General features: G+C 42.5%; 12 protein-coding genes and 1 tRNA gene. 6 read left to right on the top strand and 7 right to left on the bottom strand.

The genetic code is table 11. The annotated features are described in order from the left end of the window. Positions 1-99: 99 nt before the first annotated feature. Complete coding sequence (locus V7K38_RS15575) at positions 100-771, top strand: Uma2 family endonuclease (RefSeq protein ID WP_334859072.1); 672 nt, start codon at positions 100-102, stop codon at positions 769-771. Positions 772-932: 161 nt separating this feature from the next. Here V7K38_RS15575 and moaC read toward each other — a convergent pair whose 3' ends face one another. Continuing rightward, the gene (moaC, locus tag V7K38_RS15570) at positions 933-1,442 is read right to left on the bottom strand and encodes a cyclic pyranopterin monophosphate synthase MoaC (protein WP_334859070.1); all 510 of its coding nucleotides are present in this window, start codon (positions 1,440-1,442) and stop codon (positions 933-935) included. 34 nt (positions 1,443-1,476) lie between these two features. Between moaC and V7K38_RS15565 the strand changes: the two genes are divergently transcribed. Beyond that, positions 1,477-1,550, top strand: a tRNA-Arg gene (locus V7K38_RS15565). A gap of 38 nt (positions 1,551-1,588) precedes the next feature. Here V7K38_RS15565 and V7K38_RS15560 read toward each other — a convergent pair. The 3 genes from V7K38_RS15560 to V7K38_RS15550 all read right to left on the bottom strand — a co-directional run bounded on the left by V7K38_RS15560 (position 1,589) and on the right by V7K38_RS15550 (position 4,788). Then, a complete protein-coding gene (locus V7K38_RS15560; protein WP_334859068.1) occupies positions 1,589-2,842 on the bottom strand; it encodes an MFS transporter in 1,254 nt (417 codons plus the stop codon). A 213-nt stretch (positions 2,843-3,055) separates the two neighbouring features. Then, entirely contained in the window at positions 3,056-4,069 is a 1,014-nt protein-coding gene (locus V7K38_RS15555) for a glycosyltransferase family 2 protein (RefSeq protein WP_334859066.1), read from the bottom strand. A gap of 14 nt (positions 4,070-4,083) precedes the next feature. Then, positions 4,084-4,788 (bottom strand): C40 family peptidase, encoded by a 705-nt coding sequence (locus V7K38_RS15550; RefSeq protein WP_334859064.1) that lies wholly within the window; start codon positions 4,786-4,788, stop codon positions 4,084-4,086. 10 nt (positions 4,789-4,798) lie between these two features. On the opposite strand from V7K38_RS15550, the gene V7K38_RS15545 reads away from it, so the two are divergent. Beyond that, entirely contained in the window at positions 4,799-5,731 is a 933-nt protein-coding gene (locus V7K38_RS15545; protein WP_334859062.1) for a serine hydrolase, read from the top strand. Between the two features lie 80 nt (positions 5,732-5,811). Here V7K38_RS15545 and V7K38_RS15540 read toward each other — a convergent pair whose 3' ends face one another. After that, positions 5,812-7,452, bottom strand: coding sequence for a metallophosphoesterase family protein (locus V7K38_RS15540; RefSeq protein ID WP_334859060.1), 1,641 nt, complete (start codon positions 7,450-7,452; stop codon positions 5,812-5,814). A 286-nt stretch (positions 7,453-7,738) separates the two neighbouring features. Here V7K38_RS15540 and V7K38_RS15535 point away from each other — a divergent pair, with 286 nt between their 5' ends. Continuing rightward, on the top strand, positions 7,739-8,626 hold the full coding sequence (locus V7K38_RS15535) for an alpha/beta fold hydrolase (RefSeq protein WP_334859058.1): 888 nt from the start codon (positions 7,739-7,741) through the stop codon (positions 8,624-8,626). A gap of 144 nt (positions 8,627-8,770) precedes the next feature. Here V7K38_RS15535 and V7K38_RS15530 read toward each other — a convergent pair whose 3' ends face one another. Further along, positions 8,771-11,500 carry a zinc-dependent metalloprotease gene (locus V7K38_RS15530; protein ID WP_334859055.1) on the bottom strand — a complete coding sequence of 910 codons (2,730 nt, stop codon included), beginning with the start codon at positions 11,498-11,500 and terminating at the stop codon, positions 8,771-8,773. Between the two features lie 845 nt (positions 11,501-12,345). Here V7K38_RS15530 and gshA point away from each other — a divergent pair. Beyond that, positions 12,346-13,485, top strand: a complete 1,140-nt coding sequence (gene gshA / locus V7K38_RS15525; protein ID WP_334859053.1) for a glutamate--cysteine ligase — start codon at positions 12,346-12,348, stop codon at positions 13,483-13,485. A 134-nt stretch (positions 13,486-13,619) separates the two neighbouring features. Here gshA and V7K38_RS15520 read toward each other — a convergent pair whose 3' ends face one another. Then, positions 13,620-15,092 (bottom strand): glycoside hydrolase family 13 protein, encoded by a 1,473-nt coding sequence (locus V7K38_RS15520; protein WP_334859052.1) that lies wholly within the window; start codon positions 15,090-15,092, stop codon positions 13,620-13,622. A 468-nt stretch (positions 15,093-15,560) separates the two neighbouring features. Between V7K38_RS15520 and V7K38_RS15515 the strand changes: the two genes are divergently transcribed. Continuing rightward, complete coding sequence (locus V7K38_RS15515) at positions 15,561-17,288, top strand: S8 family peptidase (RefSeq protein WP_334859050.1); 1,728 nt, start codon at positions 15,561-15,563, stop codon at positions 17,286-17,288. The last annotated feature ends 19 nt before the right edge of the window (positions 17,289-17,307 follow it).

Here is a 17,307-nt window from a genome sequence, read left to right as displayed (position 1 = left end):
TTTTTGTGGCAATGCTTGCTATTAGACCCTTACAACCAGTCATAATTGAATTGCCAGTCATAATTGAATTGTAAGTCAAGAGCCACTGGGTTAAATCAGATGACGATCTTTGAGCAAATAGACCCCGATCTCCTCTATCCAGATACTGACGGCAAACCAATGGCAGACAATACAGAACAATATCGTTGGATTGTCCTGATTAAGGAGAATTTAGAGATTCTGTTTGCTAATAATGACAATGTTTTGATTGCCGGAGATTTACTTTGGTATCCCGTCAGTTCTCGGCTGATTACACCCACTGCACCTGATGTAATGGTTGTTTTCGGTAGATCAAAGGGAAAACGTCGTTCCTACCGTCACTGGCAAGAAGATAATATTCCACCGCAAGTAGTCTTTGAAATTCTTTCTTACAGTAATGATACCAAGGAAATGGAGCGAAAGCTGGAATTTTACGATACTTACGGTGTTGAAGAATATTATTTATACGATCCTGAAAGTTTTCAACTAGATGGCTGGTTGCGGCAAAATAACCATTTGAATAAGCTATGGCAAATGGATGGTTGGGTTAGCCCCCGCTTAGGAGTTAAATTTCAAACGGGGCAAGGGGAGTTAGTAATTTACCGTCCAGATGGACAAATATTTTTGAATTCCCTGGAACTCAATCAACGGGCAGAACAAGCTGAGTTATTGCTAAAACAAGAACGTCAACGCACTGAACAGCTGGCAGCTTATTTGCGTAATCTCGGCATTGATCCTGATAATCTGCCGTGAATGGGGAGTGGAGATGAGCAAGAATACTTTAGCACTTACGCAAAACTACACGCGGTAGGGGCAATTCATGAATTGCCCCTACCTAAAAATAAGCGGTTGGGCTATTTTTTGCGTAAGTCCTGGAATTAATAACCAATTCCCAATTCCCCATTCCCAAAAGGTTATTGCTGTGACAGAGAATAATCTCCTGATTTGCCGCCACTCTTGCTTATTAAACGAATCGATTCAATTTGAATCGACTTTTCTAAGGCTTTTGCCATATCGTATAAAGTCAGTGCAGCCACAGAAACGGCAGTTAAGGCTTCCATCTCTACACCAGTTTCAGCTTTGGTTTTGACTGTAGCTTGAATTTGATAACCAGGCAGTTGCGGATCGGGTATAATTTCAACCGCGATTTTTTGCAAAGGCAACGGATGACACAGAGGAATTAAAGCAGCTGTTTGCTTGGCTGCCATAATCCCTGCTAATCTTGCAGTTGCCAGCACATCACCTTTTGGGACATTTCCGGCTTGAATAGCAGCAAAGGTTGTTTGTAACATTCGGACATTTGCCGCAGCTACTGCTTGGCGAATAGTGGGTGCTTTACCCGTCACATCTACCATCTGTGCCTGCCCGTGTTGATCTAGATGGCTTAAGCTAGCAAAATTAGATGAAAAATTATCTTGCGTCATTTAGTTAGAACGTGTTAATATAAATTGTCAGTGAGGGTGTGTAGCTCAGTGGACTAGAGCACGTGGCTACGGACCACGGTGTCGGGGGTTCGAATCCCTCCTCGCCCGTATTTTAAAGTTAAGAGTTGAAAGTTAGGAGTGAGGAGTTAAAGTTCCTCACTCCTAACTTTTAAGTTTTTCAAGGCATAAGCATCTGGGGCTAGACCTAGTGCAAAGCGTAGGGAGTTGGATAAATCTTTACTCGACTGGGTGAGGAAGATTATCAGTGCTAGAGAAGTGATTGCAGCACCGTAGCCAAACATATCGCGGTAGCCTACAAGTTCTGCGATGATACCCAAAATAGGAGCAGCGATCGCAATTCCCAGGTCAAGCCCAGCTACGCATAGAGCAAAAACTTGCCCCCGTTCTTGCGGCAGTGAGCGGTCTGCCATCAGAGTAATCATCATGGAAATGAGTGTACCACCACCAGCACCTTCAGCGATCGCAGCCAGTAAGAAAACCATCGGGCTGTGAGCTTGCCATAGTAGTATTAAGGCTAGAACGTAGAAAAAAATACCACAAGTAATAAACAAACCACGACCAAAGCGATCGCTTGCCTTACCAGCAAACACCCTGATACTAAAGCTAGAAATTGCCGAAGCTGTAAAAAACAGTCCGCCGTTGAAGTCTACCTGGCTGGATTTAAGGAACAATGACACAAAAGTATGTACAGCACCGACAGACAAACCAGCCAGTAACATAACTATAGTTGGAACTCCCACCTGTGGACTGCTCAAAATTTGCCAAAAATTGCGATTATCCCCCTGAGTTTGTTCCTGTGTTTGCACTGGCGGATTCATGACTTGTACAATCCCCAAAAAAGCAACAAAACCCAATTCAGCAGAGAAGAGAAATAATATCCCGTAACCACTTGTAGCTTCTAAATATCCTCCCAAGGCGGGGCCAATTGCTAAACCAAGGGGAGTTGCGAGAGTCATGTAACCAATGATTTCGCCACGAGTTTCGGCGGGGGCTAAATCTGCGATTAAGGCACTATAGCCAGTGGTAAAAGCGGCAACACTAATACCGTGAAAAATCCGCACCAAGATTAATAGTCCGATTGATTGGGTTGCCAAGTAACCAAAGGGTGCGATCGCGGCTACTATCGTACCAATCAACAAGACAATTTTGCGATCGCGTTTATCGGCTAACCGTCCCAGGGTTGGGCGAGATAGCAATAAGCCAATGGCGAAACTACCCATTACAATCCCAATTTCTTGCTTACTTGCGCCCACATCATCAATGTAAAGCGGTAAGGTTGGTAAGAGCGAAGACAAACTCGACCAGAATAATAAACCTGCCGTAAATAAAACCAGCAGGTTTTGCCGCAGTTCGGTATCAAAAGTATTAAATGCTTTCAAGGTAGATGCAATTTAATTGGTTTTTTGTCATTTGTCATTGGTCATTGGTCATTTGTTTAGAAACTTTGATTTTCGGGTAGGGGCAATTCATGAATTGCCCCTACTGCGTGTGTGTAGTTTTGTGTAAGTCTTACTCTCATGAAAAACTCCAAATTCAACATAGACAAGATTTAACTCTTTACTAATGCCCAATGCCCAATGACTATTGTTACGTTACTTAACATTTTTTGCTACTACTTCTCGCACGCGATATATCGGCCGCCCTTGGGATTCATGGTATGTACGCATGAGTAATTCTGCCAAAAGACCGAAGCAAAATAACTGCACTCCTGTTACTAGCAGCAGAACTGCTAAACTTAGCAACGGGCGATTGCCAATCATCTCACCTAACGCTAATTTGACGAAAGTTAAGTAAATTCCGATCGCAGTCCCCGAAAGCATTGAAATTAATCCCAACAGCCCAAAAACGTGCATTGGACGGGTGAGGAATCTTTTCATAAACAGAATGGTTAACAAATCCATCAACACCCGGAATGTCCGCCAAATTCCATATTTACTACGACCAAAGCGACGGGCATGATGACGCACGGGTACTTCAGTAATTCTAGCTCCTTCGATGTACGCCAAAGCGGGTAAAAATCGATGGAGTTCGCCGTAGAGGTTCATATCTGCCAAGAGTTCTGAACGATAGGCTTTCAGCGAACAACCATAATCATGAATATTCACGCTAGTAGTGCGGCGAATTAGCCAGTTGGCAATTTTGGAAGGAAGTAAGCGATTTACAGCACCATCTTGGCGATTTTGCCGCCAACCACTCACCAAATCGTAACCCTCATCCAGCTTTGCTAATAACATGGGGATATCAGCCGGATCGTTCTGGAGATCGGCATCTAAAGTAACGATCGCTTTGCCCACTGCATAATGAAACCCAGCAGCCATGGCCGCAGTTTGTCCGTAGTTGCGACGCAAAATCACCGCCTTTAAATCAGTGCGGATTTGCGCCTCCTTTTTAAGAAAATCCCCAGAACCATCTGTAGAACCATCATCCACGCAAATGATTTCATAATTTACCTGACTAGAAGATAAAGTAGATGCGATCGCTTCTAATAAAAGCGGCAAACTTTCCACCTCGTCATGTATTGGCAGCACCACCGAAACATCTGGGACAATTGCTGAAATTGCCCCATTCTCCTCACTCAACCCTCCATTAACAAACCCACTCCTCATATACCTCTGCGCCCTCAGCGTCTCTGTGGTTCGTAACTCTTGATAACTCTACCAGCCCCTCGCAGCTGCTGATAGTACGACTGACTAACAGCATGTCCCTGTTCCGAAAGAATATCAATCCCAATCCCATCCCGTCCTCGATCTTTTCCAGAACTATGGATGTAATAACCATCCGCCAAATAAAGCCCGACATGGGTTGCTTTTTGGGGAGTTCCAAAAAATACCAGATCCCCGACTGCTAATTCTGCAATAGTAATTGGTTGGGTGAACCCTTCCTGTTGATAGGCATCTCTAGGTAGCCAAATACCCACCGAAGCAAATGCCGCCTGCATCAACCCAGAACAGTCATAATTTGGGCCAACCGTACCACCCCAAAGGTAATAATTGGATTGTTGCATTGCTTTTTGGGTAAAGGCGATAACCTCTGCTAGCAGTTTTTGAATCTGAGATTCAGAAAATGTTGCCGCCTGATAAGGTACAGTAGCAGATTGTAATGAATCAAAATCTGAAAGAGATACCCATCCCGGATAGTCATCTTCGCACAAATACACCTCGACCGCTAAATTTTGATGATTTGATGTTACCCACAAATGTCTTCCAGATGCAGATTGAGTTGATAAACGTGTACATTCAGGAGAATCATATAAATTAAGGTCAGCGATACACTGATACTCCCCTGATTTTGGATTTTGGATTTTGGATTTTAGATTAAAGGACATTATTTAGAGAATGATTTTTTTTAATAAAGAGGAACAACTCGAAAATATTGGTAATGGCATTTTAGATGCAACTTGGGCAGGGTTTCCAACCTTAGCCCGCAATCAAATTGCCTTGACTTGGGTTGTTTACGATCCACCAGTGCTAGTAAATACTGGTGGGGCGCTGACTCCCAAAGCTTTTTGGGAACATCCAGTCCGTGGTTTTACTTATCGTGGTGTTGAAAGAATTTATCCCGCCAGTGTAGTCAAGCTATTTTACCTAGTGGCGGTAAATGAATGGCTAGAAAAAGGCATGAGTCAAACCTCCAAGGAGTTAGAACGCGCCTTGCGGGATATGATTGTCGATTCTAGTAACGATGCTACCAGCTTGGTTGTGGATATTTTAAGTGGTACTACATCGGGGCCAGAATTACCAATCGGGCCGTTTGAAACCTGGAAATATCAGCGTAATATCATTAACCGCTATTACCAATCTTTGGGTTGGGAAGAAATGGAGACGATTAACGCCTGTCAAAAAACTTGGAGTGATGGCGCTTATGGACGGGAACGAGCGTTTGTAGGAGAGTTACTGGAAAATCGTAATATGTTGACCACAAATGCGATCGCTCGGTTACTCCATAGTATTGTAGGTGGAGTGGCGGTTTCAAGTGCGCGATCGCAAGCAATGATGGCTTTACTGAAACGCCCTCTCAACGATTTGTCCACTGACAGAGACGAAGATCAAGTAACAGGTTTTTTAGGCGGTGGACTGCCTAAAAATGCTCAAATTTGGTCAAAAGCAGGTTGGACAAGTCAAGTTCACCATGATGCCGCGTATATTGAGTTACCAGATAAACGCCCCTACCTTCTAGTGGTATTTACTGAAGGTAAAGCCCAAGCTAAGAGTCGGGATATTTTGCCCTTTGTTTCTAAACTAGTTGCCGAAGCGATCGCTAGTCTATAGCAATCCTCAATAATTTGCGAACAACAAGATCCCCGACTTATTGAAAAAGTCGGGGATCTCAGGCTTCAGATAGAATTGCTCTATTTCAACTTAAATTCGTCAAACTTCACTACTTCTGAATCAGGCTTACGAGTATCAAAGCGATAACTAGTTATCTTACCTGTCCCCGTATCAAAAATACTAAAAACTGTAATATCATTACTCGAAATATAAGGCATTGGCTTCCCATTGTCGCCTAACAAAGGAGCAATTGTTGGCACTATCGGTTTTAAACCATTGGGATCGCCAAGCTTAACGTAATCCTCTTGATATCCAATTGGAACTTCTCGCTTTCTGTCGCCCCAAGCAGCACCGTAAGTATTACCCACATTAGATGTTTCTAGAAAGTGCATTCCACTGGAACTAACAAAGCGGTTCCACAAATGAGAATGCCCATAAAATAGCAATTGCACATTAGCCGCTTCTAACAAAGGCACAACATCGCGGATAATATAATCTGCATCTTTGGGGTATTCGTAACGCACAGCTTTGATATTATCTCCATCCCGTTCAATTATTTGAACTGGTTCTGTATAAGCAGGGACTATATTATCACCCAGAGTATGGGGCGGATGATGGAACATCACAACTTTGTATTTTGCTTGTTTAAACTCAGGGCTATTGAGTTCTGCTTCTAGCCAATTATACTGCTTGCTGCCTTTAGCAATTGGCTCATAAATCACCTGTCCATAACCCCAATTTTCAGAATTATTTAAATCCTTTTCGGCTTCCTGATATCTACCCCTATACTTTTTATCTAAGTTGGGAGTCCGCCACATATTTGTAGCGTAAAGTACCACCAAACGCACATTACCAAAACTGACTGCATAATACCTTTTTCCACCCTCTTTACTTTTTGGTAAAGAAAAAATCTCTTCGTAGGTATTAGTATTAAAAGAATTATCGATTAAAGATTTATCCCGATATATTTTTTGAGCAACGGCACGAGGGATTGTATCATCAAATTCCCCATCTAAACTTCCCACTCTCGCAAATCGCCCCATCACCTCATGATTGCCAATGCAAGTAAACATGGGTGCATGTTGAATTATTTGTCCACCAGTGTAGGTTGTCTTAACACCGTCGTGCGTCATGTTATATTTAGCACGACCTTGTAAACCGGGAAACAACGCACCACCACCATTATCATCAAACCATTCTGAAGCGCGATCGCTAACATTCACCAAATCACCAGCAAACCAGACTCCATCGACTCGTCCAACGGTTTCTACCACCTTTTGCAGATTTGCTGCTGTCATTGGCTTTAATTGATGATCTGAGGTAAGTAAAATTTTTAGTGGTGTATCTGGTTTAGGAGTAGCCGCAAGACTAAAAACATCACTGCTAACATTTTCGCTATCTTCTCGCACACTGGTAACACGATAGTTTACCCGCACATCAGGAGTTAACCCAGTTACCTCAGCTTCATGTCGCCAAATCTGACGCTGGACGGGTTTTTGATAAACTTCGCCGTCTTTGGTTTGGTTGGCAACTCTTGATTGCTGGTCTTCACGAGTGCGACTGAGTTTGGTAGTATTTGCCTTAGCAGTTAGTTTGAGATTTTCACCATAGGTCACTGTGTGATTAACACCAGCAAACTCAGTAAACCAAACTACTCGCACTGAGGTTTCAGTTGGCAATTGCAAAAATGGATCGGTGAGTAGTTGGGGTGCTGATGTCATAATTGTTTGCCCAAATGAACGCACGCTTACCAGAGTAAAGCATATAACAAGCGCAAGTATAGCTACTAAGGAAATTTTCCGGCTGCGTAAGTATCTGAGCATGAGTAACATACCAAATTTTATCGGGTGTCTATGATTGAACGCAATTTTATTATTAGCTTGTTGAAAGCTACCGATTTTTATTGCTTAATTTTGGGGGCTGTTTTTCGTGTTCTTTACACCCTCTGAACGCTGCTGAATAATTTTGCTTTCGGGTAAAGTGCTATTAAACTAACTTTTTAATTTTATGCTTCAGTTTCAACCTTCTGGCTTTGGACATAAACTTATCCATACATCATTAGGGGCAATGGTTTACTATACCCAAACCAATGCACCTTGGGCGAACGCTGATGCTAAAGATTTACCCCCACTACTCTTTCTCCATAACTTTGGTGGTGGGGCATCTGCTTATGAATGGTCTAAAGTTTATCCAGCTTTTGCCTCTAATTACCAGATTTTAGCCCCCGATTTAATCGGCTGGGGAGAATCGGCTCATCCCGTCCGGGATTATAAAATTAGAGATTATCTTAGCACTATCGCAGAGTTTATCATCGAAACTTGTCGCCAGCCAGTGACGGTAGTAGCCTCATCCCTAACAGCCGCTTTTGCTATCCGCCTAGCTATTGTTCAACCCAATTTATTCAAAGCGCTGTTTTTAGTCTCTCCCTCTGGATTTGACGATTTTGGGCAAGGTGCTGGACGCAGACTTCCGCTTTCGGTAATCAATGCGCCTCTGTTGGACAATTTTATTTATATCCTTGGTGCTGAAAATGAAATTGCAGTGAGAAATTTTTTACAAAGTTTTCTGTTTGCCAAGTCACAACGAGTATCTCAAGAAATGGTGGATGCTTACTTAACCTCTGCACAACAGCCTAATGGCAAGTTTGCCGCTTTAGCATTTTTACGCGGGGATCTTTACTTCGATCTGAGTTTATATATTCAGCAACTGACAATTCCCACCGTAATGTTTTGGGGAGAGAAGGCACAATTTACCAACATCAAACTAGGACGACGCTTGGCAAATTTAAATCCAAATGCAATCCGAGATTTTTATGCGATCGCAGATGCAGGAATATTACCTCATTTAGAAATGCCAGAAGTTGTAATTGGTTTATTGCAACGATATCTTGGGTAACTGGGGACTGGGGACTGGGGACTGGGGATTGGGGACTGGGGATTGGGGACTGAAGACTGGGGATTGGGGACTGGGGATTGGGGATTGGGGAAAATAATTAACCAAATTACGAATTACGAATTACGAATTCCCAATTCCCAATGTCTACTTAGAGAGTAACTGCGCGTTTAATGCTTTATTAATGCGATCGCCAGAAGCTTCTAAGTGAGCTAAGGTGTAAATATCAACACTATCACTAAGTTGTTTGACTCTAACATCAATGGCTTTTTGCAGTTGACGCAATTCATACCAAGCCAATGTTCGCCCATCTTCAGGTGTATCAGTATTACCCAACATCATCTCTAGCATAATATTCAAATATTCCCGTTGCAGTGAACGGCGGATGCTAGAAATTGGCTTTGGTTCTCCTGGGGTTAAAACTTCTGTCCAGATGCCTGTTTGCAGGGTGTCAAACAGTTCTGGGATAGAAAGTGCTTCCCCAGGCAGAGTTTTTAATTCTATGTCTTGTAAACGATTCAGGCGTTCGGTGTGTAATAGCGATCGCAGCACCGCACTTTGGAGGTTCAAAATATTTTCGTGAATTGGATAATCAAGACGGTTGTTAGGTATAGAACTACCCCAGTGTTCCCAGCGTGATGGCGCTAATTGATTCAGCAATTGTGGTGAAAAACTAAACGCATCCTCAGCAAATACATATTTTTGTATATTTGTCAATGCAAGACGTTGTTTTAAAAGTGAAACTGGTACAAATGTCCAAGAAGCATTATCACTAGGATGCAGACGCAGAAACGATTGTCCACCAATGTATTTAGAAAGCAAAGTGGCGTTCCGAAAATAGTATTTAAGCACTGTATTGAATGAGACGCGCAGGTTACTATAGCTTTCTCCAATCGATAGATAACCTTTATCAAGGCGTTGCCACATAACACGGGCATTATCCATTTGCCACTGCGAATAAAGTAGTACATCACTACTCATATCCCAGACATTTGCTAAAGGATTAATATCCCAGATATCCTCATCACTTGCATAAGATAATTCTGGTTGAGGTGACGCTAGTGCAATCTGCTCTAAAAAACTTTTTTCGGATTCTGGAATGATTCCTTCAATTACTGCTGATGGACTTGTTTTATAACCATACTCAATTGCCCATTCGTCATAAGGCCCAATAATTCCTGGAAAATAATCACCTTGCTGTACTCCCTGTGGTGCTATATTCACAGGCAGATAGTCCATCACCGAACCAACTAAACCTTTGGTGTGAGTAATTTCAATATTATTTAATTCTTCAGGCGCTAACATAGTACTGCCATGAAAGTTATGGCGCAAACCGAGAGTGTGTCCAACTTCGTGAGCGATGAGAGAACGCAAATATTGATGCACATACTCCTTCATCATGTCACTACTAGGTGTAGTATTTGGCAAAATTGACAACGCCAGCGCTCCCATCGCAGCTTGATTTGAAGACTCCATACCATAGCAGAACTCAGAGTCTAGGGACAGATAATCATTAGCTTCTGGCTTTTGGCTTCCCCGAAGGGTTTGACATGGTTTTTTGCCCCCTAAAGATGAATTTGCTTCCATTAATGCGTGATATTCTTTCTGAATTAAACGCACCATTTTGGCATCTACAATAATATCTGCATCCAATATTTCGCCGGTGAATGGGTTGACGCGCATCGGCCCTTTGGCAAAACCTGCATCAAAAGAATTGAACCAGCGAATAGTATTGTAATGTACATCTGCGGGTTGCCAATCAGCATCATCTGGCATTTGCTGCACTTCAATAGCATTTTGAAATCCGGCTTTTTCAAATGCTTTGTTCCACATCAAAATGCCTTCACGAATTGCATCGCGGTACTCTAGTGGTACAGCATTTTCAATCCAATATACAATTGGCTTTTTGGGTGGAGATAAAGGGGCATTAGGATCGGATGGTTCTAGATGCCAACGATTGATGTAACGGGTAAATAATTCGTGAGGATTATTATTAGATAAATCTTGAAAAGCAGTGATAAAATATCCAACTCTATCATCGGCAAGTCTGGGAATATAGCCATTGTTTTCTCTAAGCTGAGAAAAACTGTAGTGTACCTTCAGAGTAAGCGCCCTACTATCGGGTACGGTGACTAAATTTGCTCCTTCTAATGCTGAAAAACCGTAAATAGAATCAATTTCTATATTTTCTGGAAAGCTGTTAACATCACTAAAATATGAGTTGCGTGTATCCAAGTGGTAATCAGCCTGCAAAGAATATTTCAATATGGTAGCTAATCCCGGAAAATCCTGCATTAGCAGTTCGTTTAGGGCAATCAGAATATTTCCATTCTCTGGATTGATATTGGCCATTTCGAGAGAATAAAGAACAGAGTCGCTAAATGAACGAGCAAGCGATCGCTGTTCTGGTTTACTTTCTGCACGGAATTTTACATTACGTACAACAAAGTTTAATCTATTGTTTACTCGTTGCAAGTAAAAGATAAAATCAGAAATAGGTAATCCACTATAAATGCCACTTTCCCCAATACCCGATTCCAATGTCACTATAGCTAGGTAGTCTTTATTTAGCTGCTCTGGTTTAATTTCTAAGTAAATTTTTCCCGAATCATTAGTGCAATAAACTCTGAACAGTCCCTCTAATTTATCTACCTCTTTAACAATCTCATTCAATCGGCAAGAATTTTTCTTTTGACTATTAGCAAGATCGTTGTCAGTACTTACTAAGTTTCCAACCGATGGAAATACATTTACTTGCGGCACATTAACATCGATATCAATATTTGAAAGTTCATTTGCTCCTGCATAATCAATTGGTAGAAACAAACTATACAGTAATATTATAAATATTGCTAATTTCCCGATCCAGTATTTCATCCTTTGGCTTTCCACCTGAAGCAGTTCTCGTGTTTAGGAAAAAATGGGGACTAGTTTTTTGTCTGCAAGCCCTTTAAATATCTAGGAATTACGGTATAAATCCACTTAGCCAGACAAACAATATCGATAGCCTAAAAGTCGTGTGGCTATTTATTGATATTGGTGGCTCTTTAGAAAGTTTTCATGAAATATCTATATTTTAAGATAGATACTTTATCAAACTAAAGATACACGTTTGTTTTGGTTGTATATGTATTAAAAACCAAATGTAGCATTAAAAATGTATTTAGTGCTACATTTGCCAACCGAAGTAATCTCAAGCATGTTTCATAAACAAAGACTGAGACTTTTAAGAAAGCTGATATTAAACAGTTAAATAGTTTTTTCAGATGAATTTCGCAAGTTTGTGCTAATCTCAACTGTTCGGTCACATGATTAATTGCTTCTTATCAATGGTTTTTAAAGTGATACCTAGCCCAAAAGAAAATCAGCTTTTCTTACCTAATCTTGCTGTTAATAAGCTTCATTTTGCGTATTTTCTTGAGTCGAACGCACCCTCAAAGATTTTATATAGCGGTTCTCAATTGCATAGAATATAGTTTCCCTACAAGGGAAGGGGAGTAAGATTCAAAGCCTCTCTCCTAAAAGGAGAGAGGTCAAAGTGTATTGCTTACATTCCAGAAGCGCTATAATTTTTCGCAGAACAGTTGAGAAATCTGTCATCCTGATTTCGGGTGAATTGGCAAATAAAATGATTCATAACCTTTGATTGGCTGAAAGATAGATCCTAAAGATGCGTCTAATTGGATACAATTGATAGGTAGAGAGAGCCGAAGGAGAACAAGGTGGTCTTATTAAAAGGCTTTGAGATTGAGATGTATACTGGCACGCCTCAAGGTGAAATCGTCGGTCTCTCCGACAAAATTGTTGGAGCTTTGGATGGGTTTATGCGGGAGCCAGATAGCCGCAACGTCGAATACATAACCCAACCATTGCACAATTACGAGAATTTATTGTGTGCATTGCTGCGTCCCAGGCGGGTGTTGCGAAACTACCTGAATCATTTGGGCGATTACACCTTGATACCGGGGAGTACTTTATCTTTAGGTGGTGGCGATCGCTTTCGGCGTTCCGATCCAGCAAATCCTTATCATGATTATATTGAGAACACCTACGGCACAAAAGTAGTCACCGCCAGCGTTCACATCAATATAGGCATCAGCGATCCAGAAGTATTGATGCGGGCATGTAGAGTAATTCGGATGGAAGCACCTCTATTTCTTGCCCTCAGCGCTTCATCTCCCTTCCTTGATGGCAAAACTACTGGCTATCACTCCACGCGGTGGGGCTTATTTCCGCAAACACCTAGCCACGTGCCGTTATTTGCCAGCCACGCCGATCATATTCAGTGGGTGGAAGATCAACTCGTTGCCGGAACTATGCAAAACGTGCGGCATTTGTGGACATCAGTGCGGCCAAATGGCGATCGCCGTCCTTACGATCTAAATCGGCTAGAATTGCGAATTTGTGATTTAGTCACAGATCCCATTGCCTTACTAGCCATTGCTGCCTTATTAGAAGCGCGTTTGTTGCAAATAATCGAAAATCCCAACATCGATCCGTTAAGCCAAAGTATCTTTTCTGGTGAAGAACTTATCACCCTAACTGCTGAAAACGAAGCGGCAGCATCAGTTGCTAGTCTTGATGCTCCTTTGAGACATTGGCAAGATGGTAGAACCATTCTAGCCAGAGATTGGATTTCAGAAATGTACCAAGATGTTTGGGCGATCGCAAAACAACGGGGTTTTAGCTGTTTCCTTTCTCCATTGCAAAAAATCCTCCGCGAAGGCAATGAAGCTCAACAGTGGTTGCAGTTACACACAGTCGGTTTTGATCCTGGGCGCGTTGTCACTCAAGCTATTCTCGCCACCCAAGAGCGCGAAATCGAACTCGAAGAAAAATTGTGTTCGTCCCTGCTGGCTTAATTGAAGAGGCAGGAAGGCAGGGGGCAGGGGGCAGGGGGCAGGGGGCAGGAATGATGCGTGAGTGAGTCCTGCATTTTGTATCTCACTTACTTGCTACCTGCTGTATCTATCACGTCTGCACCTCTGCCTCTTGCCTACTTGTTACTCCCTACTGCCAAAATACAGCCACTGCGTGCGGGAAGAGTTAATGACAAATGCTGAGTTTCTCCTTCACTATTCCACTCAAATTCAGCAGTACCATATAACAGCTTGTTGGGTTGACTATGCAAACTAACCACATCTGCATTCGCTGTTGCCGAACTTGTGCCAGCGTTGATGGCAACGATCAATTCCTCTGTTCCTAAAGTTCGCGCAAAGATATAAAGTTGTCCTTGAGCATGGAGGACTTGATAATCACCTGTACGCAAGGCTGGGTAAGTTTGGCGGAGAGCAATTAATTGACGATGAGTATTGAAAATTTCTCGCTCCCACTTTGCCTCTAAAGGAAAACCGCGCCGTGAGTCGGGATCTATCCCACCAGGTAAACCAACTTCATCACCATAGTAGATACTAGGCGCACCAGGAAAGGTAAGTAATAGTAGAGTTGATAATTCTACACTGGCTATATCACCACCTGCAATGGTCATCAATCGGGCTGTATCGTGACTTGCTAGCAAATTCAGTTGAGTTAGCTGAATTTCCCAAGGGTAAAGTTGCAGTACTTCTTGAATTTTGGTGGCGTACTCGGCGGCAAATAAGGGTGGATAGGGTTGATAATCGCGGCCTTGGACTTGTTCTAAGACTACGCGATCGCCAGCTGCAAAGGCAATTGTCGGCCCAGCAAAGAGATAATTCATCACGCCGTCAAATTGCGTTCCATCCAACCATTGGCGCGAATCTCCCCACACTTCGCCCACAATATAAGCTTCGGGATTGACTGCCTTAACGCGATCGCGGAATTCTTGCCAAAAACCAGGAGTTTTTATTTCAAATGGTACATCCAATCGCCAACCGTCAATGCCGAATTTAATCCAATATTCGGCAATTTCCATAATGTATTCCCGCACTTCTGGATTGTCGTGGTTAAATTCTGGCAAGGCGCGATTTCCTACCCAACCCCCGTAGTTAGCAGGTAAATCACCAGTGTAGGGTGCTAGAGGCCAGCCTTCTATTTTGAACCAATTTACCCAAGGCGAATGGGGGCCATTTTCTAAAACGTCGTGGAAGAAGAAAAAACCCCGACTAGAATGGTTAAACACGCCATCTAGAACAACTTTGATATTCCGTTCATGGGCTGCATCTAGCAATTCCTTAAAAGCCTCGTTGCCCCCCAGCATCGGATCAACTTGGTAATAATCGTGGGTATGATAGCGGTGATTACAGGCGGATTGAAAAATGGGTGTGAAATAAATCGCGTTAATCCCCAAATCTTGGATGTAGTCTAAACCCTCCATGATGCCCCATAAATCCCCGCCTTTATAACCCTGGAGGGTTGGCATAGCATCCCAATCTTCCCAACGGGCTTCGCGCAACAGTCGTTTGCGCGGTTGTTTGCTTCTGGCAAAGCGATCTGGAAAGATTTGGTAGAAAACAGCGTGCTTTACCCAGTCTGGTGTTTGAATTTGCATGAATAACTCTTTGTACGTTCAGAAGCGATCGTTGCAAATATTAGCTTCTTTATGGCTCTTACTTATGATAGAGAATTTATTAATTACCAGTAGTTATTTATCACTTAATTATTCTTAATTTTAGTTTTCTTACTTTGTCCGTAATCATTTAAGCAGACAATGGATTAGTTGAATAGCTTTATACAAATTACTTGTTACCCCAGTCTTGGGTAATTCTTTAGATGTGACTGCCCAAAGATGTCTCATGAGTACAGATCAGGAATATGAGTTATGAATTAGTAATTGTCTTAGGAATAACTTGCCGCCTCCTAAGCTTATTTGATGTTATCTATGAAAAAAAATAGATAACTATAGTCGCATCAAATAATTAATTAAGGCGAAAAAAGTACATAGTCTGCACTAATGCTAGAGCGACTTATCCTGATGAACTACTTTGCTTCCACGCCATAAATTGAATTTGAGGTAAAAATGAGACACGAAAAACTTTCTCCCGGACTACTTTTAGCATTTCAGGACTATCACAATGAGGGAGATCAAGCTTTAGTTACACACAAGCGATCGCTTGGCATTATTGCCCACAAAAGCCCAGTTAAGCCGACAAAGAGTGTCGTTTTTATCTACTGCGAACCTGATGCAGACTTGAGTTACTTATCACAATATAATATTGAAGTCAATCAAAACTCTGGGAGTGTGCGGACAGCTTTCTTACCGATAGAGAGCTTAGATGTCCTATCAGAACAAGATGTTATCCAACGCATCAAGCCATCACGCAAACTTCATTTGAGGATGGACAGTGCAATGGAAGCAGTCAAACTGCCGGAGTTTCAGAACAAAACCGGACTGACAGGTAAAGGAGTAATCATCGGCATTATAGACAGTGGCATAGATCCAAAACACCCCGCCTTTGCTGGACGAATTTTACATATTTGGGATCAAACACTGCCCGGGCCAGGAGTCACAGAGGGCGGCTATGGGGCTGAATTTACGGGAGCGCAACTGACGATTTCTCAGGATACAGGCGGTCATGGTACTCACGTTGCGGGCATTGCCGCCGGCGCTGATACTAACTATAGCGGTGTCGCACCAGAAGCCGAATTAATTATCGTCAGGTCAGATTTACAAGATGCCCATATTGCCGATGGTGTGCGTTACATTTTCCGAGTTGCTAGAGAGTTAGGACGTGCAGCCGTGGTAAATCTTAGCTTGGGTGGACACGCTGATGCCCATGATGGTAGTGATTCCTTATCTAAAGTCATTGACACAGAAACTGGCCCTGGAAGAATAGTTTGCTGTGCTGCGGGTAACGAAGGAAACGATAACATTCATGGACAAGCGACAATACCCAGTGGACGCACTCGTGGTATGCGCTTTAATGTTCCTTTGAATCAAATAGGCATAGTTTGGTTAAACGCTTGGTATTCCAAAGATAGTGAATTGGAAGTGTCTGTGCGGAGTCCTAACGGTTTTGTCACTCCCTTCCAAAAAATAATTGCTGATGACAATGCCGCACAAGATTACCAGTTACCAGATGCACGGGTACAATTAGCGACACCAGCACCAGATAAAGCCAATGGCGATCATAATTTCTTTGTGCAAATCCGGGGTATTGACCCCTCGCCAGTAATGGGAGGTATTTGGCAGTTGCGAGTCCGCAACACTTCTTCAACTAACACACGTTTAGATGTGTGGACATTAGATGATACTTCCTCAGTTTTTTTTACAGGTAAAAGTGTGAAGGATGCGGTAAAAATTGGTTCGCCAGGAGCCGCCAGCAGTGCGATTACAGTTGCCGCTTATACTACTAAAGCCACGTATACAGATATTGATAACCAAGTGCGAGAAATGGGCTTAGAACTGCATACTATTTCAGAATTTAGTAGTGAAGGCCCACTGCGAAATGATGGACACAAGCCTGATGTCACGGCACCAGGAGCGATGATTGTTTCCACTCTTTCCGCCGATGCCAGTTTTGACCGTTCATCGATGATTAATTCCAAGTTTGTTGTCATGGCTGGTACGAGTATGGCGACACCCTTCGTCACTGGGTTGGTGGCACTACTATTGCAGCGAGATCCGAAACTCGATCCGGCGGCTGTGAAAGAGTTGCTATATAAAAATAGTGCCATTCCTGGAAAACCCACAGGCACATTTGATGATAAATGGGGTTATGGAGTGATTAACGCTTTAAATCTGTAATTAGCCTGAGAAAGGCGGA

Origin of the sequence: Nostoc sp. (assembly GCF_036917465.1) — a bacterium.
Classification (GTDB): Bacteria; Cyanobacteriota; Cyanobacteriia; order Cyanobacteriales; family Nostocaceae; genus Nostoc.
This window is presented reverse-complemented; position numbering and strand designations above follow the sequence as displayed.

What these genes read in the sequence shown, in the direction of transcription:
- V7K38_RS15575 (WP_334859072.1), top strand. Translation starts at nt 100, where the DNA reads ATGACGATCTTTGAGCAAATAGACCCCGATCTCCTCTATCCAGATACT.
- V7K38_RS15550 (WP_334859064.1), bottom strand. Translation starts at nt 4,788, where the DNA reads ATGTCCTTTAATCTAAAATCCAAAATCCAAAATCCAAAATCAGGGGAG.
- V7K38_RS15535 (WP_334859058.1), top strand. Translation starts at nt 7,739, where the DNA reads ATGCTTCAGTTTCAACCTTCTGGCTTTGGACATAAACTTATCCATACA.
- V7K38_RS15530 (WP_334859055.1), bottom strand. Translation starts at nt 11,500, where the DNA reads ATGAAATACTGGATCGGGAAATTAGCAATATTTATAATATTACTGTAT.
- moaC (WP_334859070.1), bottom strand. Translation starts at nt 1,442, where the DNA reads ATGACGCAAGATAATTTTTCATCTAATTTTGCTAGCTTAAGCCATCTA.
- V7K38_RS15540 (WP_334859060.1), bottom strand. Translation starts at nt 7,452, where the DNA reads ATGACATCAGCACCCCAACTACTCACCGATCCATTTTTGCAATTGCCA.
- V7K38_RS15545 (WP_334859062.1), top strand. Translation starts at nt 4,799, where the DNA reads ATGATTTTTTTTAATAAAGAGGAACAACTCGAAAATATTGGTAATGGC.
- V7K38_RS15515 (WP_334859050.1), top strand. Translation starts at nt 15,561, where the DNA reads ATGAGACACGAAAAACTTTCTCCCGGACTACTTTTAGCATTTCAGGAC.
- V7K38_RS15520 (WP_334859052.1), bottom strand. Translation starts at nt 15,092, where the DNA reads ATGCAAATTCAAACACCAGACTGGGTAAAGCACGCTGTTTTCTACCAA.
- V7K38_RS15555 (WP_334859066.1), bottom strand. Translation starts at nt 4,069, where the DNA reads ATGAGGAGTGGGTTTGTTAATGGAGGGTTGAGTGAGGAGAATGGGGCA.